The 23,554-nt window shown below is 44.5% G+C and carries 15 protein-coding genes; 4 read left to right on the top strand and 11 right to left on the bottom strand.

Annotated elements, in window-relative coordinates; genetic code table 11:
- On the bottom strand, window positions 1–9,993 hold the full coding sequence (locus N480_RS15470; protein WP_063373377.1) for a hybrid non-ribosomal peptide synthetase/type I polyketide synthase: 9,993 nt from the start codon (window positions 9,991–9,993) through the stop codon (window positions 1–3).
- A gap of 1,017 nt (window positions 9,994–11,010) precedes the next feature.
- Here N480_RS15470 and N480_RS15475 point away from each other — a divergent pair.
- From N480_RS15475 to N480_RS15490, 4 genes are all read left to right on the top strand, one after another.
- Entirely contained in the window at window positions 11,011–13,500 is a 2,490-nt protein-coding gene (locus N480_RS15475) for an EAL domain-containing protein (RefSeq protein ID WP_081231895.1), read from the top strand.
- A gap of 43 nt (window positions 13,501–13,543) precedes the next feature.
- Entirely contained in the window at window positions 13,544–13,978 is a 435-nt protein-coding gene (gene zur / locus N480_RS15480) for a zinc uptake transcriptional repressor Zur (RefSeq protein WP_063373379.1), read from the top strand.
- A gap of 70 nt (window positions 13,979–14,048) precedes the next feature.
- The gene (locus N480_RS15485; RefSeq protein WP_063373380.1) at window positions 14,049–14,516 is read left to right on the top strand and encodes a chemotaxis protein CheX; all 468 of its coding nucleotides are present in this window, start codon (window positions 14,049–14,051) and stop codon (window positions 14,514–14,516) included.
- A complete protein-coding gene (locus N480_RS15490; protein ID WP_063373381.1) occupies window positions 14,513–14,944 on the top strand; it encodes a secondary thiamine-phosphate synthase enzyme YjbQ in 432 nt (143 codons plus the stop codon). Before N480_RS15485 ends, N480_RS15490 begins: the two co-directional genes overlap by 4 nt.
- A 29-nt stretch (window positions 14,945–14,973) precedes the next feature.
- Here the strand turns inward: N480_RS15490 and alr are convergent, their stop codons facing one another.
- The 10 genes from alr to N480_RS15540 all read right to left on the bottom strand — a co-directional run bounded on the left by alr (window position 14,974) and on the right by N480_RS15540 (window position 23,541).
- Window positions 14,974–16,056 carry an alanine racemase gene (gene alr, locus N480_RS15495; RefSeq protein WP_063373382.1) on the bottom strand — a complete coding sequence of 361 codons (1,083 nt, stop codon included), beginning with the start codon at window positions 16,054–16,056 and terminating at the stop codon, window positions 14,974–14,976.
- Window positions 16,057–16,082: 26 nt separating this feature from the next.
- Entirely contained in the window at window positions 16,083–17,462 is a 1,380-nt protein-coding gene (gene dnaB / locus N480_RS15500) for a replicative DNA helicase (RefSeq protein WP_063373383.1), read from the bottom strand.
- 128 nt (window positions 17,463–17,590) lie between these two features.
- Entirely contained in the window at window positions 17,591–18,532 is a 942-nt protein-coding gene (locus N480_RS15505; RefSeq protein ID WP_155732871.1) for a DUF4097 family beta strand repeat-containing protein, read from the bottom strand.
- Window positions 18,533–18,557: 25 nt separating this feature from the next.
- On the bottom strand, window positions 18,558–19,064 hold the full coding sequence (locus N480_RS15510) for a hypothetical protein (RefSeq protein ID WP_063373502.1): 507 nt from the start codon (window positions 19,062–19,064) through the stop codon (window positions 18,558–18,560).
- The gene (locus N480_RS15515; protein WP_063373385.1) at window positions 19,057–19,608 is read right to left on the bottom strand and encodes an RNA polymerase sigma factor; all 552 of its coding nucleotides are present in this window, start codon (window positions 19,606–19,608) and stop codon (window positions 19,057–19,059) included. The genes N480_RS15510 and N480_RS15515 overlap by 8 nt, the downstream gene beginning before the upstream one ends.
- Window positions 19,609–19,871: 263 nt before the next feature.
- Window positions 19,872–21,686, bottom strand: coding sequence for a DUF7305 domain-containing protein (locus N480_RS15520; RefSeq protein ID WP_063373386.1), 1,815 nt, complete (start codon window positions 21,684–21,686; stop codon window positions 19,872–19,874).
- A gap of 12 nt (window positions 21,687–21,698) precedes the next feature.
- Entirely contained in the window at window positions 21,699–22,262 is a 564-nt protein-coding gene (locus tag N480_RS15525) for a PilW family protein (RefSeq protein ID WP_063373387.1), read from the bottom strand.
- A complete protein-coding gene (locus N480_RS15530) occupies window positions 22,210–22,674 on the bottom strand; it encodes a type IV pilus modification PilV family protein (protein WP_231101432.1) in 465 nt (154 codons plus the stop codon). The genes N480_RS15525 and N480_RS15530 overlap by 53 nt, the downstream gene beginning before the upstream one ends.
- Window positions 22,674–23,135, bottom strand: a complete 462-nt coding sequence (locus N480_RS15535) for a GspH/FimT family pseudopilin (protein WP_063373389.1) — start codon at window positions 23,133–23,135, stop codon at window positions 22,674–22,676. Before N480_RS15535 ends, N480_RS15530 begins: the two co-directional genes overlap by 1 nt.
- Window positions 23,122–23,541 carry a type IV pilin protein gene (locus N480_RS15540; RefSeq protein ID WP_063373390.1) on the bottom strand — a complete coding sequence of 140 codons (420 nt, stop codon included), beginning with the start codon at window positions 23,539–23,541 and terminating at the stop codon, window positions 23,122–23,124. The genes N480_RS15535 and N480_RS15540 overlap by 14 nt, the downstream gene beginning before the upstream one ends.
- Between the last annotated feature and the right edge of the window lie 13 nt (window positions 23,542–23,554).

Below are 23,554 nucleotides of genomic sequence, written 5' to 3' on the forward strand. Positions count from 1 at the left end.
TTACAAGTCCATCTCTGTCATGGATTGATCATCAAAAGCGGCGCTGATATCACGGCCACTAACTATGTCACTAACAATTTCCACTTGCGCTTTGCCAGACACCTCAGTGTCACCACACGTACTTATTCGTCTGGCCAAAGCTTGAATACTCGGGTGCGCAAATACATCCGCCACTGTGCACCTTACTGAAAAGTATCTATTCACTCTGGATATCAACTGCATAGCCAATACCGAATTTCCGCCACAGTTAAAAAAGCTAATGTCTGTGCTTAATGTCTGTACTGGGAGCAACTCGATAAAAAAGGTCTGAAGTTGATGTTCGATAGGCGTACTAGGTGCATGGAATATCTCACTTGAGGTAGCTTCTACCTGCGGTAACACCAACGCTTTTAGGTCTAATTTGCCGTTGGGGGTCAATGGCCACTCTGGTAGCCAACTCACATATTCGGGCACCATATAGCTTGGTAACTTCATCAATAAGTGTTGACGAATTGCACTATAGCTCCACTGCACCTTGAGCTCACCATGCGCTAAGCAATATGCGCAGAGAGATTCCTTACCCGTACTGTCACGCTTGACCAATACACGTACATCGTCATTATCGAGCAATTTTCTTATCTGATGTTCCACTTCAGCCAGCTCGATACGGTGCCCATGCAATTTGACCTGATTATCTAAGCGCCCTTGCAGCTCAAAGCGTCCATCGGGCAAGCGCCGCGCTCTATCACCGCTTTTGTACAGCCTTGTTGATGTGCCTAATAAGTCAAAATTGATGAAACTACGCTGAGTCAGATCCGAGCGGTTTAGATAGCCTTTTGCTAATCCCGCTCCCCCTATCCAAAGCTCTCCCCATACGCCGATAGGTAATGGCAAACTGTCGCTCTGCGCATGCTCTGGCATCACCAATAACGCCGTGTTATCTATGCCTTCGCCAATACAAATATCACTGGCATCCGAGATGTGTTCAACGCTTGACCAAATCGTCGTTTCGGTTGGGCCATACATATTAAATAACTGCCCACCGCGATGCAGTATGGTGCTTGCGAGACTTTGCTCCAGAGGTTCGCCACCACTCAATACTTTTAATTCCCTAATACAATTCGGCGACGCCTGAATCAGTACTTTCCACAAGGTTGGTGTTGCCTGCATCATGCTGATCTGCTCACGCTCTAGTAATTCAGCGATTGCTAGAGGGTCACTACACGCAACTTCATCGGCTATATATACAAATGCCCCGCACATAAGCGGTAAATACAATTCCAAAGCGGCAATATCAAATGCAATAGTCGTCACCGCGAGTAAGCGATCAGCGGCTTGCATACCCGGCACTTTGCCCATCGAATAGAGAAAATTTGCCAATGCATCATGCCCAATTTCAACGCCTTTTGGCCGACCACTTGAGCCTGAGGTATAAATAACATACGCCCGTTGATGAGGCTCTATACTGCGACTTGGTTCAATTGTGTTGCATGCCCAAACAGACTCAGATTCCCGATCGAGATTGACGCAGTGGCAACAACTCTCAAGCATGCTCTGTATGTCACTACACTGTTCATCGCATAAAACGAGGTGAGTTTGCGAGTCCGTAAGAATGTCTCTGACTCGCGCTTGAGGAAATGTTAAATCTAGTGGTAAATAAGCGGCACCCGTTTTTAATACCGCTAGTAATGTCACCAGTAACTCGCAACTGCGTGTCATTGCGACTGCCACTAGGCACTGCCTATCAATGCCCTGTTGAATTAAATAATGCGCTAATTGATTCGAGCGCTTGTCTAGCGCTTCATAAGACAGCTGCGCTTTAGCATCTCGCACAGCGATGCGATTTGGCATCATGGCGACTTGCTCTGCAAACCCCTCTAGCAACAAGGTAGCTGGTTGACCCTGTTGTACCTTAGCAATTTGTTCTGACACTAATACCTTTTGCTCAGCATCGCTGAGCATGGCACAGGCCTTATCTGACAAGGTTATATGCGGCGTCATTGTCGCCAGTAACCTCACCCACGCTTGTCCATATGATTGCATCATGGCGGCATCATATTTCTGACAATTAAAGTCCAGCTCGAGTAACCAGCTATCATGCACATTTAAGATATTACAGTTCAAATCAAAGTGACCGAAGCGCACCTCATTATTCACCATGCTCACCGTTGACTCTGCAAACTGGGGAAGTTGGGACATGCGGTCTAAGTTGAACACCGTACTGGGTAAAATAACATCTTGCTCAGTCAATGCTGAATATGGGTAATTTGCGTGATCTAGCCCGTTTAACATTTGCGATTGAACTTGCTTCACCACGTCGGCAAACGTACTTTGCGCTGACAAAGAAACTACGACTGCAATCATATTCGTACAATAGCCAACCAACTGTTGATCTAACAACTCGGCATCAAATTGCTTCGCCAATAACTGACGTGCAGATACCGGCACATTGACCGCGATAACAGATTGCTGACTCAGCTTATGCAGCCACACCACATACCCCGCCAATAAAGTTGCAAATAACCCACAGCCTTGTGCTTTCGCCAATGCCATTACGTTTTCTATCGCTGCACCAGAAATAGGTAACTTCAATTGTTGTACTTCAAAGCTTTGCTGTTGGATAGGTGATTGCCGCATGGGCAAACAGAGCGCATCGCAGTGAGCTAAATTCTCTAGCCAGTAGTGCTCATCTTTACGATATTGCTCAGACTGCCGATACTGCTCAAGTGCTGCTACGTAGTCGGAATATTGGGGGGAACGCTCAAAGCGTCGAGCATCCTCATTATAATGCGCTGCTATACGCTCAATAATGAGCTGCAGTGAAATTCCATCGCACACAATATGATGGGCCACAATGCTCAGGTAATGTGCTTCATCAGTACATAACAATACAAAACGGCATAAGGTATCTTGCTCAAAATTAAAAGGCCGATAACGCCACTCTGCCAGCTCCTTATTCGGGTCAACCAAGCCTGATGTGGATGTCACCTCCAACGTTTGCACTGTTAACTGTGGTGCTTTGCGCTGTATGTGTGTTAACGCATCAATATCAACACCCATACTCAATATCGAATACTCGCCGACCACTTCGTCAATGGCGTGATGAAGCTTATCCAATTGCACCTTACCATTGAGCTGAATACTGGCTTGTAAATGATAAGCGAGCGCGCCCTGTGGTGATCGCAATGCCAGCGCTAATAATTGCTGCTGGGCTTGTGTGAGTGAAAATGAGGTTCCAATAGGGGAAGTTCCACACTCATTAACCTGCTCCTGTGAAAAATAGCCAGCATCTTTAAGCGCAAGCGCACTAGCTTGCACCGCATCAATAATGGTTTTGATGTCTTTCTGACTATGGGCGGCACTTATAAAGCAATTGCGCCCCTCCCAAATGAATATCCCGCGATTAAGTAATTCATAAAAGAATACATCTAGGTTTTGCGCGAATGTAAATCGAAACAGTGACGAGAATGCTTCAATCCGCATTGGAATGCCATTGCGTTCAAAAAACGCATTTAAAGTGCTTTGCAGATAACTGGTTTTTTGTGAAAGCTGTTCCTGTAACTGGGGCCCTTGGCGCTTGATTTCTCTTAGTACGGCAGCTGCACTCACCATGCTCAGTGGGTGCTTGCAGAACGTACCCGCAAAGAATGTTGTATCAGCTTGAGGGTATGAGTTATCACCATATTGCCAATCACCACCATCAATGCCATCAAGATACTCAGCACTGCCCGCAACCACGCCAATAGGTAAGCCGCCACCCACGATTTTCCCGTACGTGGCCATGTCAGCTTGGATCCCCAGCAATGCTTGCACACCGCCAGGATGAGCACGAAACCCGGTGATCATCTCATCAAAGATAAGTGCTATACCCAACTCTTTCGTCAATGCCCGTAACTGTTTCAAAAACTCAAACGGTTGCAGTGCAGGATGACGACTTTGTACAGGCTCTACCAATACAGCAGCAATGGTATCTGCATGCTCGTGGATCTGATTTAGAGCAGACTGCTCGCCATACTCTAGCACCAAGTTTCGGTTAATTGCACCAGATTGAATACCCGAGCACATCGCTTCAACACCCGTGCCATCAGGCGTTGGAGTAGCTAATGTACCGTCATAGTGGCCGTGATAAGCACCAGAAAACTGTACAATGCGATCTCGCTTAGTCTTGTTTCTTGCCAGACGTACAGCCGTCATCACGGCTTCTGTACCTGAGTTGCAAAAAGTAACACGCGCCAATCCAGTCAATTCAGACACAAGCTCAGCCACTTCACACGCTACTGGACTCGCTAGTCCCAATTGCATGCCATTGTCCAATTGATCAATCAAAGCGGCGTTGACAAATTCAGGCTTGTGGCCAAACAAGTTAACGCCAAAATCCATAGTGATATCTATATATTCATTGTCATCAATGTCCCAGATCCGCGCTCCTTCACAGCGTTTTGCAAAAATGGGATAGAGCATTTCTTTGCTCGACAAACGAAACCCTGCTGAGGCTCGGCAATCAGCAAGATGAGTGCGATGTGCCGCCACCAGCTGCTTAGAACTCGCTGTTTTTTGGCAATATGCTTCACCTAGGCTAACGGCATGCGCTTGAACCTGTGGGGAGCTTGCAACAGGTTTGAGTTGCTTTTGTCCAAATCCAGGTAGAATAGTTTGAGCGGGCTGGCTAGCAACCGCAGGGGGATCCGCTAACGGTTTTAGCTGCTGAGGAAGACTTTCCTCATCGAGGCTTGCAGTGTCGGCGTTTAACCAACGTAACTGCTGCGCCGTGACCGCTTCAACGCTTTGCTTAGCAATTTCATGAGTAATTGACGCAGCTGCTTGCAACTGGGCTTGGCAGATTGACGCGATCAATGCGTGTTTATCACCCACTGGCGCATGTGGTTCTGTAATGGCTGTGTCGTCGAAATCTTTTACGTCTTCTGGTGAGGGCGCAGTAGGTGCATTTTTGAGGTAATCACTGTGTAAAATTACGTGCTCGACAAGCAAGTCAACACAGCTCAACTCCTCATAGAATTGTCGCACGCTAAACTCAAGGTGAAACTGCTTTTCATAAGTGCGAACTGCGCGCATGATCATCAATGAGTCAACGCCCATTTCGAGCAGTGGCAAACTTGTATCTATCTGCGCTGCGGGCATCGCCAATTCACTGGCCAACGTGTTAAGTACAAACTCCCGAATCGCTGCGCTTCTTTGCACATCATCCACTTGTTCATTGGAGAGGGCAACAGGTGCCGGTGCAAGTTGTGACGCCTTCGACGTGGTGATCCAGTGTCGAGTCGGCTCAAATGGATACGGTGGTAGCGCTACTTTAGGCAATACCGTGTTTTGTAATGCCGGATAGATTTGTGACCATTGTAGTTTGCGCCCTGCTTCACAAATACTCGCTACGTCAGCAGCTAACCTTTCACAATCATTACCAATTGAGTTAAATACACTTAAGTACTCTGCGTCCGCACGAGGCAAATTCTCCTGAATGAGGGTGCTGAGGACAGGTTTTGGCCCTACTTCTAGGGCAATAAAGCGCGTCAATTTACCAAGTTCATCAATACAAGCATCAAATTTCACTGGTTGCACAATTTGCTCAACCCAATAATTGGGCTGAGTTAATGCAGCGCTTTCAGCCACACCCGTTTGGGAGGAAATGAAAGTGTATTTTGGCGCTTTAAATGTCGTGTTCTGTGCGGCTTTTGAAAACTGAGACAACACAGGTTTCATGAGCGGTGAGTGGAACGCTCGGGCCGTATTTAGCGCTTTAAAACGAATGTCTTTTTGTTCAAGCTTTTGGCCTATTTCAGCCATCGCATCGTCACTACCAGAAAAAACAACCCCCGCCTCTCCGTGATATGCAGAAACCGCGGCTTCATTGCTATGTGGAGTAACAAGCTCCTGAGCCAGTTCACGCGAGCATCGTGCCGCAATCATTTTCCCGTGTGCGGGTAATTGCTGCATCAACTCAGCACGTGCACCAAGCAGTTTAAGGCAATCAGGCAATGACATTACGCCAGCAATACATGCAGCAGCATACTCACCCACACTGTGACTGACCAACATATCTGGTTCGAGACCAAAACTTATCCATAGCTTAGCCATTGCGTATTCTACAGCAAACACGCAAAGCTGCGCCCATCGCGCTTGATTGATCAAGTCCCCTTCTGGGTCTTGATATAACACGTTAAGTAAACGCGCTTCAAAGTGCGTACTTAGCAATGCATCACATTCATCCACAGCCGCTTTAAACACTGGCTGCGTTTCATAAAGCGCTCGTCCCATATCAGGGTATTGAGCGCCTTGACCGGTGAATAAAAAGACCACTCTATTGGCTGTCTTTTCTTGATTGTTTGGCGCGTGTTGCGCCAGCTTGGCCGGATCATGCAATGAATACAAATGCTGGATCAGGTCTTCTTTACATGCGCCATAGAAGGTTTGCTTTACACCTTTGAGAGAAGGGCTTTCAACACTTTGATAAACCAGCGTGTTAAATTCTTGCGGATTTGCAGCTGCTAATCGATCGCCGTAACGTCTCGCCAATTTTGCCAATGAGTATGGAGACTTTGCACTGAGTGGCAAAACATAAAAAGGAGGATCTTGGTGAAGCTTTGTAGGCTGGTTTGCTGAACTAGGTGCGGATGCACATATTACATGGGCATTTGTTCCGCCAAAGCCAAATGAGCTGAGCCCTGCAAGTGCGGTGTCAGTCGATGATGTTGGCCATGCCTCCAGTGCATCCGGCACTTTAATCGAAAATTTATCCCATGCAATATGGGGATTGAGTTTGTCAATATAGCGCTGAGGTGGTATTTGCTGATGTGAAAAGCACAGTAGCGTTTTTATTAACCCTGCGAGCCCCGCTGCTGATTCTAGGTGACCAATATTTGCTTTCACCGAACCAACTTTCAGCGCCTCTCCTTCACGCTTATCTCCATACACCTGCTGTAGTGCCGATACTTCAATGGGGTCCCCAAGCTCAGTGCCGGTGCCATGTGCTTCTACGTATTGCACTTGATGAGGTGAGACACCTGCGTTGTCCAATGCCGCACGGATAACATCTTGTTGCGCTCGGCCATTTGGTGCCGTAATGCCATTACTCCGACCATCCTGATTTACAGCGCTGCCTTTCAACACCCCGTAAATAACGTCATTATCTTGCAAGGCTTGCGACAATGGTTTTAATAACACACATCCTACGCCTTCACTCCTGACATAGCCATTCGCATCAGCCGAAAAGGTTTTACATCGCCCGTCTCGCGCCAGCATCTGCGCATTGTTACAGGCTGCGCTAACATCATCACTTAAGATCAGATTAACACCACTCACCATCGCCAAAGGTATTTGCTCAGCCCGAATCGCTTGCATCGCGTGATGCAAAGCAACCAATGACGAAGAGCAAGCCGTATCAATGGCCAAGCTGGGACCTGTAAAGTTATAAAAATAAGAGAGTCGATTTGCCGCGATACTGAGCGCAGTGCCTGTACCTAGATAAGCATGACTTTTTTCAGTTTCTTGGCAAAGTGAAAAGTAATCGCTCTGAGAGATCCCCACATAAACGCCGATGCGTTGCCCTGCCAGCATAGCTGGTGTATAACCCGCCGACTGAATTGCATGGTAGCTATTTTCCAGCAGTAACCTCTGCTGCGGATCGATGTGGTTTGCCTCGCTAGGTGCGACTCCAAAAAGTGCATGATCAAATTGATCAATATCGGTTAAATAGCCACCAAGTCTTTCACCATTGATGCCTCGGCCCAATGACTTTCGCGCATCACTTGGCAAGGAGATCGCATCACCACCTGAGCGCAATAACTGCCATAACGCCTCTGTATTCTCCGCTTCTGGGTAACGGCATGCCATACCAATTACTGCAATGTCTTCGCCTCTTGAGTTCGCAACCCTCTGAGATAAAACATCTGTTTTAGCTTGGTCTTCTTCGCACGTATTGCGCTGCGAATGTACACGGCTTTGCGGCCGTTCTAATTTATCTAGGGCCTGACACACTTCATCAAATTGGCATAAATACTCAGCTAACTGAGTGATGCTTGGGTATTCATAAAGTACGGTGGACTCGAGCTCAATACCGTGTAATTCCATCAGCTCACCCGAAATGCGCACCGCTTTCATGGAGTCAACACCCAATGATAGGAAAGATGCGTCTAAATCCAATGCGCTCGCGTCAACACCCACTTCTAGCGCGATAATCTGTTGCAGTAACTGGCTTACCTCTATCACCGGTGCTTGCTGTGCACTCGTCACAGCCGAAGTTTGGCTAGCGTCGATACCACCGCTAGGGCGATATTTAGCTAATGGCTCAAATTGCGCTGCTAAATATTGCCGCCTATTTTCTTGGCGTTGGATTTTTCCACTTGAGGTCTTGCATACTCGGCCGGGTTTAATTAACAAAATGTCGTGTGGTGTAATACCATGCTGTGCCACCACCGCAGCCGTGATATTTGCGAAGACTGCATCAGCATTGAGTTTTCGCACCGAAGTGCGCTTAACTTGTTGCACGATGACCAAACGTTCTTCATCATCGACCGTTATTGAAAATGCCGCGCCTCCATTCGCGTCAAGCGCTTCATCCGCTTCACTGACGGACAATTCGATATCTTGCGGATAATAATTTTTACCTCGAAATATCAGCACATCTTTTGAACGCCCAGTTACAAACAGCTCCTGCTGATACAAAAACCCGAGATCGCCCGTGCGTAAATAAGGCCCATCGTGATCATCATGAATATGTGCCTCAAAAATATTTTTACTCAGTTCAGGTTTATTCCAATACCCCTTTGCAACGCTCGCACCTTTAATCCAAATTTCTCCAATTTCGCCGTCTAAACAACGTTGTTTGGTGTCTGGGTTAACAATCGAAACGGTATGATTGTGCCAACTGTGGCCACTTGAGACTGCATAATAATGAGTTTCATCATTTATAAATTTGGTATGCGCTGGCGGCGCTTTCACCTCGGCGCGATTTTGTAGCATCACTTTACTGTCGAGGCACAATACGGTTGGCGATTCGAGCACATTACCACCTGTGGCAAACAGCGTGGTTTCAGCCATGCCATAGCAAGGCGCAAGGTTTTCATGTCGAAAGCCGCAGCGGTGAAACTTTTGATAAAACCGCTCAAGAGTGCTTGCCCTTACAGGCTCAGCACCATTTAATGCCGATCGCCAATGCGATAAATCTAAATCCGCTAATTGCTCTTCCGTGACAGAGTAAACGCATAAGTCATAAGCAAAATTAGGGGCACTGGAAGTCACTCCTTTAAACTCACTTAATAATTTGAGCCAACGTAGCGGCTTTTGTAAAAAGTAAGTTGGGTTCATTAAACAAGCTGGAGCACCAATATAAACAGGCTGCAAAATACCGAAAATAAGGCCCATATCATGGAAGTGAGGTAGCCAACTAACAATGGGCGTTGATTCATCATGCCCAAACGCAACCTTCATCATCTCTTCATTGTCGATAATATTGCCGTGGCTCACCATGACACCTTTTGGGTCGCCAGTGGAACCAGAAGTGTATTGTAAAAAAGCCAACTCATGCGCTTGTGGCTGAGCGACCTGCCAACTTGTTGGGATCTCTTCTTTAATTGTATCTGTTGCAAACAGCGCCAAGTTATTAAGACTTGCTTCAGCTTCAAACAAAGGCCTCGCTATGGCGTTTACCTTTTCACTGGTTAACACACCTTTAGCACCAGCATCAAAAATAATACTCCTCAGTCGGGCGATATTTTGATTTTTCTTAGGAGGGTAAACTGGCACGGCGACCACACCAGCATACAAACAGGCAAAAAATGCTTCTACAAACTCAAAACCAGAGTTGTACAGCAATAGGGCTCTATCACCTTTATCAAAATGAAGACTGAGCTGTGCACCTATTTGTCGCGCTCGATAATCTAATTGTTGATAAGAAAGGGTTTTACTAGGGTGGTCGTCAGAGAAGAAGTAATGAAAAGCGGTATCGTCGCTACGCGTATTTGCCAATGTAACTAAAGCAGTCACCAAGTCTGTTTTCATGCCATGCCCGCAAAAAAGAGTGATTAAGTGATCTCTCAGTTATGAGCTAGGTCGACGTACTAAGTTGGAGATTTACGCAATTAGGTACTCTATCGCAATCCTAGCTATAACCATAAAATTGAATAAATATAATCAATTCAAAATTCACAACGAACACACCGGTAAAGGCACGGCCTCATTAAGCCACCATTACATAGGTTATCGTCGTAAATTAACATGGCTGACTAACCAACCCTTTGCTTAAAAGGTCATTAGCCAACTGCGCCAAAGCTAACAAAAAGAACTGTTAAACAATAACTTATTGAAAGCTTATTAAAAGAAAATGCTACTCACGCAGGCACGACAGCTAGACTACTAAATACAATACCTAGAATACTGAATATTCTTTTTTTAAAAAAATACTGTGTCTATGATGCTAACACACAAAACAAAAAAATAAATCAAAATTACTTAAAATTAACATTGACTTAATTTTTCGAGCCGAATAATTCCTAAGAATTCTCGTGTTTTCTAAATGAACACTACCTAATTCACTAATAAGGGTAAATTACTCCACATTACATATATTTAAATAAACGGGAACACGCCCATTGGGCAATAATCATTGCACGCTATTAAACAATGACTATACAGGGGCCGTGTTAAGGCTTTTTTAAACCTTGCCGCTATATCAAAGATTCATACTTTTTAAGTAATAAGCGGACGTTTCTCGGTAACGTCACATAGTAAAACATCCCTCAATTATACTTTTTCGCTCTTGAAACAGGCGCCCAATATTGTAATTACTTATCTGTAAACGAGAGAAATTCTGTCATTCAAATCTTTCGAATTAAACTATACTTAGCTCGAAGGTGGCCAGCAAAAGTCAGCATAGACCACTCCTGATATACATTTGACTGGCGTTGTTTTTCCAACAGGAGTAAATACGCACTATTCGCTGTAGCGAACTAAAGGACTAAGGACTGAGCGGTAATTACACATTCCGCCATTCACGAACTGGGTGCTGAAGGACTAATAATGGATAAAGCGCGTTCAATAAACCTAAAATTATGGCTGACCTTAATTTCGACTGTCTGCGCAACAATATTCGCGCTGTCCTTAATCATATTTAGCTTTCAAGTTAAAAAGGACTTTTTACTAGAAGACACGCGTGCCTACTTATCCGATACTTTGATTCACACTATGGGCAGCCTTGAAGCCGCCCATTCAGACGTGCTCATCAACGAAACCATCAATGCAACTTTGTTTGATAAGCACTTCTCATATATCCTCATCACCGACAAACAACTCAAAGTACTGTATAGCTCGGCAGCGAATCAAGTGGGGGAAAATGCACTGGCGTTGGTCCCTCAGTTATCTCATATCGTTGTTGGGCTATCGAAGGAAACACCGCTTACTCAACGTTTTGACTCACAGCAGCAGGTCTATACGAGTTATGGAAAAATCACTCACGCTGGCCACTCAAACAGTCTGCCAAATACCGTACCATTTCTGATCGTGACGAAATACTCACTCGCAGAAAAAGTAAGCAGCCTTTACACGCACTACAACCGTAATGTTTGGATAGTGATCGCTTCGGTTTTGCTCATTTCATTGCTTGCTATCGCAATCAGTTACTACTTCATTCACAAGCCCATTGCGGTACTGGTGGAACTTAGCGATAAATTGGGCGATTTCAAGTTTAATCACAACACCAATATTGCAGGTAGTGGCGAGCTGAAGCGCCTAGCCAATAATTTGCACAATGCCTCCAGAACATTGCAACAAGGCTTCGAGCAAAAGAATCAAGCACAACAAAGTGCAATAGAAAAACAAAGCGTGCTCGAAGGTATTTTTTCAGCCCTCCCTGATATCTTTTTCATTGTTGATAAAGCAGGCAAAGTTTTAGAGTGTCATTATGGGAGCAATGGCACAATGCACATTCCAGAAGCCCCATTTTTAGGGCAAAAACTGGTTGACGTTTTGCCTACACATGCGGCAAAACACTTCACCAAAGCGATATCAGCGACGGAACAAAGTGGCCAGCTTACACAGATTGAATACCGTATCGACGGTGAGACAGCAGGCAAGCACTTCGAAGCACGATTGAGTGCGATCCCTGACTCAAACAAGTTGGTCGTTGCAGTGCGAGACATTACCGACAAAAAACGCCAAGAGGAGGTGATATTACATCATGCGTTTTACGATACCTTAACCAAGTTGCCCAATCGGTTCTTAGCGCTGGATAGGCTGCAACAGATGATCCATGAAGCCAAGCGAAACCAACAACTCATCGCCGTTGGGTTTATCGATTTAGACGACTTCAAAAAAGTAAATGACTCTATGGGTCATGAAGTTGGCGACAAACTATTAGTACATTCGGCCAAAATATTGAAAAACGCATTGCGCAAGCAGGACACCGTAGCGCGACTCGGTGGTGATGAGTTTATCGTCTTGCTTGGAGATATCGCTGATCAACACCACATTGCTGCAATTGCAACGAAATTAGTGCACTTGTTTCGTTCTCCATTTGAAATCGATGACCGCTCCTTTACGATTTCGTTAAGTTTGGGTCTTGCGGTGTTTCCAAATGATGCAACCACACCTAATGAGCTACTGAGAAAGGCTGACTCAGCAATGTACAGCGCCAAGCAACTGGGCCGCAATACGTTTTCATTTTTTACAGAGAGCATGAGTCAAGATTTAGACCGACGCCTCATGCTGGAAGAAAAAATGCGTTTGGCGCTCGCTAATGATGAATTCGAAGTCTATTTTCAACCACAATATGATTTGTCTAGCCAGTACGTTGTAGGTGCAGAAGCGCTATTACGCTGGCACGACTCCGAACTTGGCTGGATTTCTCCTGGAGAATTTATACCTCTGGCAGAGCAAACAGGATACATCATTGAACTCGGGCAATTTGTATTAGAGACAGCGATAAAGCAAATCAATAGTTTACAAAATACGCTCAGTAACCCATTTCGAATTGCAGTCAATTTATCGCCTCGGCAATTTAAAGACCCCAACCTCGTAAATACGGTGAGTCATTTAATCAATCAATTTAAAATAGACACACAATTACTAGAACTAGAAATCACCGAAGGGGTGTTACTCAGCGGAGATGAACTAGTGAGAGATGCACTATTTGAGTTTCACCAACTGGGCATTCTGGTTTCGATGGATGACTTTGGGACTGGCTACTCATCGCTTAACTACTTGAGGCAATACCCATTTGACGTTTTAAAAATTGATCAGAGCTTTATTTTTGATATGAATACAAGCGAACAGGTGAAACAACTCGTCAATGCTATCATTGTTATGTCTCATAATTTAGGTATAAAAGTGATCGCCGAAGGTATCGAAACCCAGCTACAATTAGACACTTTGGCAGCCATGAATTGTGATTTAGGTCAAGGATACTTTTTGGGTAAACCGATGTCAAAAATTGATTTTGAAGCGTGGTTGACGCAATATGCTCTCCAACCATTGAATATTGAGAATAAATCCTTGTCGATACAAGACTATTAAAATGAATATGTTAGTATTGGGAAGTAGTGTAAGGATTTAGAACATGAATATAGAACTACTTGTTAGTAAAGCGAAACAGGTCTGCGATAACCGCGGAGCCCGGTTTACGCCGATTAGAGAAAAAGTATTTCGATTGCTCGCGACGAAACAAGGTGGCGTAGGTGCTTATGACCTGTTAGAAGAATTAAAATTAACAGAGACCAGTGCTAAACCAGCGACTGTATATCGTGCGCTAGATTTTTTGGCTGAGCTTGGCTTCATCCACAAAATTGAAAGCACTAACTCGTTTATGCTGTGTCACCACTTTGACCATATCCATCCAGTTCAGTTGCTGATCTGTGATAGCTGTGGACACGTGCAAGAACTGCATTCTGGTGCAATTTCTCATGAATTGAATAACTTATCAGCAGAAAAAGGCTTTAAAGTTAAAGCACAAACTATCGAAGCTCATGGGCTTTGTGAAAAGTGTCAACAGTAGTGCAGCTGGTAAAAAAGCCACTACACTTAGATAATGACTGCAACAATGAATAAAACAAGGGAACAATAATATGAATGTTGAGTTCATCAACCCTTTTTTATCTTCACTAATAAATGTATTAGCTACGATGGCACAAACTGAGCTAACGCCTGGTAAGCCAAAGATAAAAAAAGATGAAGTCGCCAGAGGAGACGTGTCGGGACTAATCGGTATGGTTGGCCCACAAACCAAAGGATCTTTTTCCATCACTTTTGATGAAAGTTTAGCTTTAGCCATTATGGAAAGAATGCTAGGCGAAAGGCCTGAGAGTATCAATGAAGAAGTTACTGACATGGTCGGCGAAATCACCAATATGGTCACCGGTGGTGCTAAAAACCTATTAGGTGAAAAAGGTTATGACTTTGACATGGCAACCCCATTAGTTGTTTCTGGACCAGGACACACAATTACACACAAATGTGAAGGCGCTAAGATTATTATGCCGTTCACATCTGATGATGGTAACGCAAATATAGAGGTCAGCTTCGACAAGCTATGAGTTGGCACCAAACTGTTATTACATTAAAGCCTCGTTCTCGAGGCTTTCATTTAATCGATGACGAGTTACTTACGCATCTTACTCAATTAAGCTACTACAAGGTGGGGCTACTCCACTTGTTTATTCAGCATACTTCGGCAAGCCTCACAATCAATGAGAATGCAGATCCCACAGTGCGAATGGATATGGAAAGCCACTTCAATCACTTTGTCCCTCAAAACCAGCATTATTATCGACATGATTATGAAGGCGACGATGATATGCCTGCACATATCAAGTCCAGCACGCTGGGTTGTGAAGTGACGATACCTATCTATCAAGGCACTTTAAAGTTAGGAACTTGGCAAGGTATCTATCTTGGTGAACATCGAGATCACGGTGGACCTCGTCAAATTGTAGCTACGATGCAAGGACAGATGCTCGAGTGATGAACTTAACTTCGCAAACAGCGTCTAGTTTAGCCAGTTAAGTAGTCATAACTCACCCGCGGGGTGATGTTGCATAACAGCTCGTAAGGGATAGTGTCTGCGCAGTTTGCAATTTCCTCAACAGGTAAGTTGGGTCCCCACATTTCAACCTCATCACCCACCCTGATTTTGTCACTATCACAGCCAATATCAACGCTTATCATATCCATTGAAATACTACCCACGATGCCATATCGCTGGCCTTTGATGACCACAGGGGTTCCCTCTTTCGCATGACGCGGATAGCCATCCCCATAACCCATAGCGACCACAGCAAGTGTGGTGTCTTTCTCACAGGTCCACCTGCCACCATAACCAATGCGGTCACCGCACACCACATGTTTAATAGCAATAACACGTGTTTTTAAGCGCATCACAGGTTTGAGTGCATGATCTACGCCTGTGCAATTCAGCATAGGTGACACACCATATAACATCAGTCCAGATCGAACCCAATCAAAATGGGCATCTGGCCAGCCAATAATACCGGCAGAATTGGCAAGACATAGGGCCTCACCTTGCCCTTTGACAAGATCCGTAAACGCAGCTATTTGCTGCGTAGTGAAGTCATTATTAAGATCATCTGCACAGGGGAAGTGCGTCATTAACTTTGTATCAGCTTTCACATTTGGCGACCGTTTTAGGCGCGCGTAAAATTGTTCAAATTGATGAGGTTCAATACCCAGTCGATGCATTCCCGTATCAATTTTCAACCACACTGATATCGGTGCCTCCAACTGGCAAGCTTCAATCGCTGCCAGTTGGTTTTCGTCGTGTACGACTGTTTCAAAGTTGTTAGCTAATAAAATGGGTAAATCACTGGGTGCAAAAAAACCTTCAAGCAGAATAATTGGTTTAGTTAACCCGCCAGCACGTAAAGCTAACGCTTCATCAATGCGCGCTACCGCAAATGCGTCGGCTCCCTCTAAACACTGCGCAATTTTGACTAAACCATGGCCATAAGCATTGGCCTTAAGTACAGCCATGACCTTTGCACTTGGTGCCATTTTTTTCACAATGGCCAAGTTATGCCTCAGCGCATCAATATCAATTTCGGCTGTTGCTAAACGCATTTTTAGGTACCCTTATTTATTTGGGCTTAATACTCATCATCTAGTGCAGGCCCAGCGTAATTGTCAAAACGTGAGTATTGACCTTGGAAGGTTAACCTCACCTTACCAATTGGACCGTTACGCTGTTTACCTATAATAATTTCTGCGGTGCCCTTGTCGGGGGTATCATCGTTGTATACTTCATCTCGATAAATAAACATGATCAAATCGGCATCCTGCTCGATTGAACCGGATTCCCTCAAGTCAGAGTTTACTGGTCGCTTATCAGCACGTTGCTCTAGCGTACGGTTTAGCTGGGACAACGCAATAACAGGACACTCAAGCTCTTTTGCTAGGGCTTTCAATGAACGTGATATTTCCGCAATTTCTAAGGTACGGTTATCCGATAGACTTGGCACTCGCATGAGCTGCAAATAGTCCACCATGATCATACTAATACCACCATGGTCTCGCGCAATACGACGTGCTCTCGAGCGCACATCTGTTGGCGTTAGGCCTGATGCATCATCAATATACATCTGGCCTTTCTCCATCAATAACCCCATAGTGGATGAAAGCCTTGCCCAATCATCATCATCCAATTGGCCAGTTCTCACTTTGGTCTGGTTGATGCGACCCAAAGATGCCAACATCCTCATCATAATCTGTTCCGAGGGCATCTCTAATGAGTAAATGAGTACAGGCTTGTCTTGTGTCATCGCCGCATGCTCTGCCAAGTTCATCGCAAACGTGGTTTTACCCATTGAAGGACGCGCAGCAACGATTATGAGATCCGAAGGCTGCAAGCCCGCCGTCATTTTGTCCAAATCTGAATAACCCGAACTCACCCCAGTCACTCCATCCTGCGGAGACTGATAAAGCTCTTCAATTTTATCAATGGTTTTTTCCAAAATACTGTGAATATTTTGAGGACCTTCGGTGCTTTTACTGCGCTGTTCAGCAATCTTAAATACTTTACTCTCTGCTAAATCTAACAAATCGTGACTGGTGCGCCCCTCAGGATTAAAACCAGCCTCTGCGATTTCATTGGCAACAGAGATCATCTCTCTTACTACCGCCCTTTCACGCACAATACTTGCGTAGGCGTCAATGTTTGCGGCGCTGGGGGTATTTTTTGCTATCTCAGCTAAGTAGGCAAAACCACCGATTGAATCCAGTTGATTGTTCTTTTCAAGGTTCTCTGAAATAGTTATCAGATCGATTGGTTGACCAAGCTCAACGAGTTTAGTCATGGCCTCAAAAATCAGCTTATGTGTACGGGTGTAAAAGTCTTGAGCAACCACCAGCTCAGCAACACGGTCAAATGCTTGATTATCGAGCATTAAACCACCCAAAACAGACTGCTCTGCTTCGATTGAATGTGGAGGAACTTTTAGTGTATCGACTTGTTGATCAGGTTTGGCCATATTACGACAAAAACAAATGAGTGGATTTGTTATTGTAACCCTAAATCAAAAAAAACTGAATGCTGTTTGAGTGACAAGCTTTAAACAAAGAAAAGCAACAGCTCGGTTATTCGAGCTGTTGCTTAATTCTAATTCTTTTTCAGAGTAATACGACCGCTGACAGTATCAATCTCAATATCCGCATCACCACCCGCAACATTAAACTCCAGCTCGCGCGATGGGCCATACTTGGCTTTTTTCACTTCGTCACTGCTTAATTCATTGATAATTTTTCCGCCAGCATGGGCATCAATATCAAAACGCGCCGAAATATCACTCGGAAAGTATAAATCGACATCACCGCTGACAGACTCAAGATTGAGTCTCGCCCCTGGTAGTAATTTTTTTGTGCGGACTTCTATTTCACCATTAACCGTGTTGAGTCGCAGCTCTTGAAGTGCGGCAATATCAAATTCAACTTCACCATTCACGTTCTCCAAGCGAATCTCTTGAGCTAGAGTCTTACTTTCTATAGAGCCATTCACAGCATTGAAGCGTAATTTTCCGGCTGAGCCCACATCTTCTATGTCACCATTGACTGTTTCATAGCGAACACGCCCACTTAAATCGGTACCATCAATGTCACCATTGACCGTTTCTAGTCTCACTTTGCCATCGATCTGGCTGGCCTTAATGTCGCCATTAACCGTTTTAATAGACGCGCCAGCGAATAACTGAGAAGCCTCTACATCAACCTGAACGCCTTCAAAGACAAGTTCACTCTGCTTAGGCATAAATATAGTTAATTCAGAGCCTTCATGCTGGCGACCCCACCCTTTAACTCGAGAGGGCATCTCAACAATGAATTCTGTTTTGCTTCCTTTGCTAGCAAGCTTATACCCTTTTGCAGCATCGTCGAGTTCACCTTCAACTTTAAACTTGGCTTGATCCCAAGTTTTAATCACAACGCGCCCACGTTGGTTTTCAATAAAAACTTTACCATCTTTTGGAATGTCGATTTCTTTATCTATTTTTTCTCCAGCGAGTACCATGGCTGGCAGCATTGCCAAACTCAATACGATTGGGCTCAATACGCTTGCTTTCATCCTACTTCTCCTAAATCTGTTGCCAACGGGGTTGGTGTACCCGGTTAATTAAATCTAATTGCTGTTGATAAACCTGTGCGAGCATTTGCAACAATGCGGCATTTTCTGGGTCATTCTCAAGGGCTGTTTTAATGGCTTGTTCCGCTTGTTCAAGCTCTTGCAGCTGTACTTGCCAATCATTTGTCAATGCAGGCTGTGAGCCATATTGCACGAGTAAGGTTTGCTTTTGCTGCTCGAAATAGTTACTCATTTGCATCACAGGGCTCTGCGTAGCAGGCTGTATGCTAAAATACACGGCACACATGCCCACAATGGTTGATGCGGCAATCGCCGTTGCTTGGCGCCATACACTCATTCTATGCTGTTGACTCGCCGGTGAGGCATTTGCAGGTGGCTCTGAGTTTATTGCCCGCTCTACTCCGGACCAGAGCTCCTTTTGAGGCTGAGGCATATGCTCTGGACTGTCACTTTGCTCTATGTTTTTTGCTAAAAACTCATCAAAACTTGGTTTAGTCATTTTCATACCACTCCTGTAACAGCTTTTTTGCTCTGTGATACTGAGATTTACTCGACCCTACCGCCATGCCTAACATAGTGGCAATTTCTTCGTGTCGATACCCTTCTACCGCATGTAGCACGAATACGAGTCGCGCCCGCTCTGGCAATTTCAAGATCAGCTTATCCAGACCATTTAAGTCCCCACATAGCGATATGCTCGCTTCATCCATACCGCTGCTCTCAAAACTCACAACTTTAGTCAGCCAATTTTTTTGCTTTCGTAAATAACTAATAGCGATATTTGACGTCACACTGTGCAGCCAAGTGGTAAACTTTGATTGTCCATTAAATTGCGATACCTTATGCCACAATTGTACGAATACCTCTTGGCAAGCATCTTCAGCATGTGCTTGATCAGCAAGTAACCTTAAACACAGCGCGTATACTCGCTGGTGGCACTGTTCATATAACGCAGCAAAGGCAACTTGATCCCCTTGTTTAGTGCGCTGTACTAGCTCATCAAGTGCATCGTCTGTAAATGCGTCTCGTGCATCAACTAACATAATTAAATTCCTTTACTGCAAGGCAAAGATGATGACACATCTCTTTCAGAAAAAAAGCAATAACCAAATAAAATCAACGTTTAATCTAGTCGCTTTTTTAATATTAGGTCGAGTATTTACTCGCCCGTACAGTGTTTTATTTAATGATTAAGACGCAGGGACTGCAAAAAAGGTTTAAAGGAGGTTAGTTAATTTTTTATGAGTACAAATAATGGGAGTTGGGCAAACTGCAAACATGAATTCCGTCAAACGCAAAGCCAGTTTTACTGAGTATCACCCGCTCCTTCGTTGTCAGTGTCACTAAACGCTTCAGGGTGCTTATAACGCCAACCATCAAAAACTAACTTAGCTGGGGTCTTTACTGTGCCGCCACTACCTATTTTTAAGTCTTTAAGCGCTTCATCAAAATGTACACCACTGCCACCATGCGCTTCGATCGTCGCACCACGAACAGTACCAAAAAACTGCCCGCTCCCTGTCATTGAAATTGAAGTCATGGGCGCATAAATCACGGCATAGAGTGAAGAGGTACCACTCACCTTAACACCGGGTTTGTTTCTTTGACTCGGATCATTGGGGTCTGCTCGGTATGAAGAAAAGATACTAAATGTTCCCCAACCACTTTTTGTGATCCCTGGTTTCTCAGTAACAACCTGTGCACTGGCTCCTAAATTAACTTTACCCGTGACAAAAATGGTTAAGCTAGACTTGTCTTTGATATTCAGTCGGCTGTTTCCGCCCATGGTAAAATCGCCATCGATAAGCCAAATAACATCGCCACCATTAATGCCCCCATCAATATTCACAACACCATCGCTGCCAATATTGACATTCTTCATACCAAAGGCATATTCGGTGTCTTCGTTATTGGTTCTGCCATGATTTTGCTTATTGATATCAAATAAATAGATATTAGTTTCCGTTGAGTTGAGCTCCTTGCCCTGACCTTGTGTAAATTCACCTACATGAGGTGTAAAGTCGAACACTTGCTGAGCCCCGACTTTAAAATCCGAGTAATTGTTATTTTCATCAATAACATTTGGCATGTTCGCAGGCAGTGCGAGTGGGTCACACTCCTTATCCGGATTTGCGGGGTCATAATCTGGCGAGTTTGGATCGTACACTCTTACCGCTTCAACATTCGGGTTCACATTAAACTTTTCTGCGGAATAGTAAATACCATCTTGTGAGTGCTCAGTCGCCACTTCAAATTTACCGGTTCCACCATATTGAATATCAAGCGCCTCTTTCTGCTCATTTAATATATCAGCACCCCATAGCATTTCTACATTGCCGTTGGCACGCACAACTCCTGATATGTCACCACCACGATGAATCACAAAGCCCTGTGTCAACACATTGCCTTTCACACGCAACCCACCGCCATGTGAAATGTCTATCCCTGTATTAGATTGCACATCCCCTATCACTGGTGACGATCCTTTGAGATATAAAATACCGGATGCTTTAACGTCCCCTTCAATTGGTGAATGACCCGACAGCACAACATCCGCGTCACCAATCACAGTATTTACATCACCATTGCTAGATTTTGTTTGTTCATAAGTGCCTTCTCTAGAGTCGTAGCTGTCCACGAGGCCACTCCCAGACAAGTTAACACCTTTACAGCCCGTCACCGCATTTTTAAAAATGGGTTCGTAAACGGCTTCTGTATATTTGAACATAGCAACCATATTATTGGCTGCATCCAGCCCATATTTTTGGCCGAGGCTTGCTACTTCTATACTTACAGTGCCATCTGCATTGGTAACTTTTGAATGTTGAGTTGCGTACTGACCGTCAGCATGTGTGCCATGGTTTAACCCCGGCTTCGCTATAAGCAGTTGGTCTGGAGTCGCTCCAGTATTGGCATTGACGTAGTCATTGAGGTCATCCGCGCTGGCAAACACGCCTTTTTCAGCTTGCAATCGCGAATTGAGATCCTTTTGAAAATTGCCACTAAGGCGCTCTTGCACAAGCGTATCTTTCATTGACGTAAATACCACGACACTCGCCATAGTGCTTAACAACATGACTTTAACAAGGGTAAAACCTGATTGTCGTACAGAACTCGTCATAGCATATCCGCCCTAGGTTGGCTTTCGCCACATGGCTTTATCAAGTACCAAGCGACTTGCCGCAATATCAATCTGAATCTTACCGTCAAATTGTTTTGGTAAGTTATCAGGAGTTACAAAGATACTGATCAAGATCCCTGAATTATCAAATGTCAGCGCCTGTAACCCACGCAACAGTTGCACCGGTCCATTACCAATATCACAAGTTAAAAACCCATTCGTTAAAGTATATGTCTCCCAATACTCCACGGTGGGAATACTGCCATCGCAGGCTAATAACCCCGCCTGTTGATGAACGCGTAAAACTGATTTTTCGTTTATCACTTCTGGTAACTTGCTTGTTTGTTTTATGCTTCGCGTCATAGTTTGACTGGTATAGCGCACCACTTCTTGTGCGTGAGAAAGCTCTTTACTTGCCACCACGGTGCTTTTAATTGCGGTGTATGACATGGCTACGCCGGACAATAAAAACAGACCAGCCGCCATAGCAACAAGGAGCTCAATTAAGGTATAGCCACTTACTCTACGGCATATTGTGAGCACATTTACCTGTTGTTTGATCTGGAGCTGGAACATATACATAACTTGCTACTAAAGTAATTTGGTTTAAAGCACTATTGTTGCTGACACGACTGTCTTGCCAACTCACTTCAAATTTTACATCTCGTCTTTCTGAAGTTAGTTGCGTAAAATTTTTATCATTGTATCTGTCAGGCTGTATTTTCAACGTAAAGCGCGTATCTGTCGGCTGTAAATGAGCTACTCGAGGGTTGTCTTTCAATAACAGACTTTGATTGGTGTGCTCAAAATAGCAGAGCTCATTCCACATTCGTTCAATGGCATTTTGGCCGTTTACCAATGCAACAGTGTAATAGAAACTATTATTAGCAAATTGCAGTGATTTCAATTGTGCACCCGCCAAGCCCAATAGCGCAACGCCGGCAATCACAATAGACACCATCACCTCAATCAGTGAAAACCCCTTCACTATGCGCAATTTTCAGCAGCCTCACTTACCCAACTTTGCCCACTGCGCAAAATGCACAATCGATAGTCTTGCGTACTACTGTCATTGTCTCCCACCAATATATTGCTCATTAGATTTAATTCGCCGGTAGATCTTACCTCACGATCGACCAAGTCGACATGGACAGATTGGTGTTCAATTGTAAACGTACGTAAAACAGTTTCTTGTCCAGCAATGAGCGTTGTAACATGCCAGTTGGAGTTTTCCTTTACTAACCTAACCGTTTGCTCTCTTTTTACCGCTTCACTGCGCGCGTACTGATATACGCTGTTAAGCTGATGAACGTTAGAATCTACCCTATCTTGTTTAATGTAGGTGATCACAGAAGGCATTGCCAAACTTGCCAAAACGGCAACCAAGGCTACGCATATTAATAATTCAATCAGTGTAACGCCCTGTTCTTTAGACTTACCAACAATCATTATTTTGCCCCTGTGAAGACTCTTTGCTCTGCTCATCGAGCGTTAATACACCACATACATCTGAAGCTTGGGTTGAATTAGCTACTGGTGTAGCAGTTATCTCAAATCCTAAATTTCTGTAATTTCCCGCCGCGCCATCTGGCTTTTTACGCGGAATATAGGCCAATGTGTAATAACTCGATTTTTGTGTCGGAGTATGTGTATCTGGGTAGCCACCATTTCTTGAGTAGATACGCTCAAGGACAACTGCCTCTTGATACATTAGCTGTTGAACATCAGCTCGATTTCCCTTGCGTAGATATTCCATATAATTTGGCAGTGCAAGGCTTGCAAGAATGGCAACCAAAGCTACAACCATTAATACTTCAATCAATGTGAATCCACGCACAAAACGATTATTAAACATTCTTCTCCTAATC

The organism is Pseudoalteromonas luteoviolacea S2607, from assembly GCF_001625575.1.
Lineage (GTDB): Bacteria > Pseudomonadota > Gammaproteobacteria > Enterobacterales > Alteromonadaceae > Pseudoalteromonas > Pseudoalteromonas luteoviolacea_E.

What these genes read in the sequence shown, in the direction of transcription:
- zur (WP_063373379.1), top strand. Translation starts at nt 13,544, where the DNA reads ATGAATATAGAACTACTTGTTAGTAAAGCGAAACAGGTCTGCGATAAC.
- N480_RS15540 (WP_063373390.1), bottom strand. Translation starts at nt 23,541, where the DNA reads ATGTTTAATAATCGTTTTGTGCGTGGATTCACATTGATTGAAGTATTA.
- N480_RS15470 (WP_063373377.1), bottom strand. Translation starts at nt 9,993, where the DNA reads ATGAAAACAGACTTGGTGACTGCTTTAGTTACATTGGCAAATACGCGT.
- N480_RS15535 (WP_063373389.1), bottom strand. Translation starts at nt 23,135, where the DNA reads ATGATTGTTGGTAAGTCTAAAGAACAGGGCGTTACACTGATTGAATTA.
- alr (WP_063373382.1), bottom strand. Translation starts at nt 16,056, where the DNA reads ATGCGTTTAGCAACAGCCGAAATTGATATTGATGCGCTGAGGCATAAC.
- N480_RS15475 (WP_081231895.1), top strand. Translation starts at nt 11,011, where the DNA reads ATGGATAAAGCGCGTTCAATAAACCTAAAATTATGGCTGACCTTAATT.
- N480_RS15490 (WP_063373381.1), top strand. Translation starts at nt 14,513, where the DNA reads ATGAGTTGGCACCAAACTGTTATTACATTAAAGCCTCGTTCTCGAGGC.
- N480_RS15515 (WP_063373385.1), bottom strand. Translation starts at nt 19,608, where the DNA reads ATGTTAGTTGATGCACGAGACGCATTTACAGACGATGCACTTGATGAG.
- N480_RS15510 (WP_063373502.1), bottom strand. Translation starts at nt 19,064, where the DNA reads ATGACTAAACCAAGTTTTGATGAGTTTTTAGCAAAAAACATAGAGCAA.
- dnaB (WP_063373383.1), bottom strand. Translation starts at nt 17,462, where the DNA reads ATGGCCAAACCTGATCAACAAGTCGATACACTAAAAGTTCCTCCACAT.
- N480_RS15485 (WP_063373380.1), top strand. Translation starts at nt 14,049, where the DNA reads ATGAATGTTGAGTTCATCAACCCTTTTTTATCTTCACTAATAAATGTA.
- N480_RS15520 (WP_063373386.1), bottom strand. Translation starts at nt 21,686, where the DNA reads ATGACGAGTTCTGTACGACAATCAGGTTTTACCCTTGTTAAAGTCATG.
- N480_RS15525 (WP_063373387.1), bottom strand. Translation starts at nt 22,262, where the DNA reads ATGTTCCAGCTCCAGATCAAACAACAGGTAAATGTGCTCACAATATGC.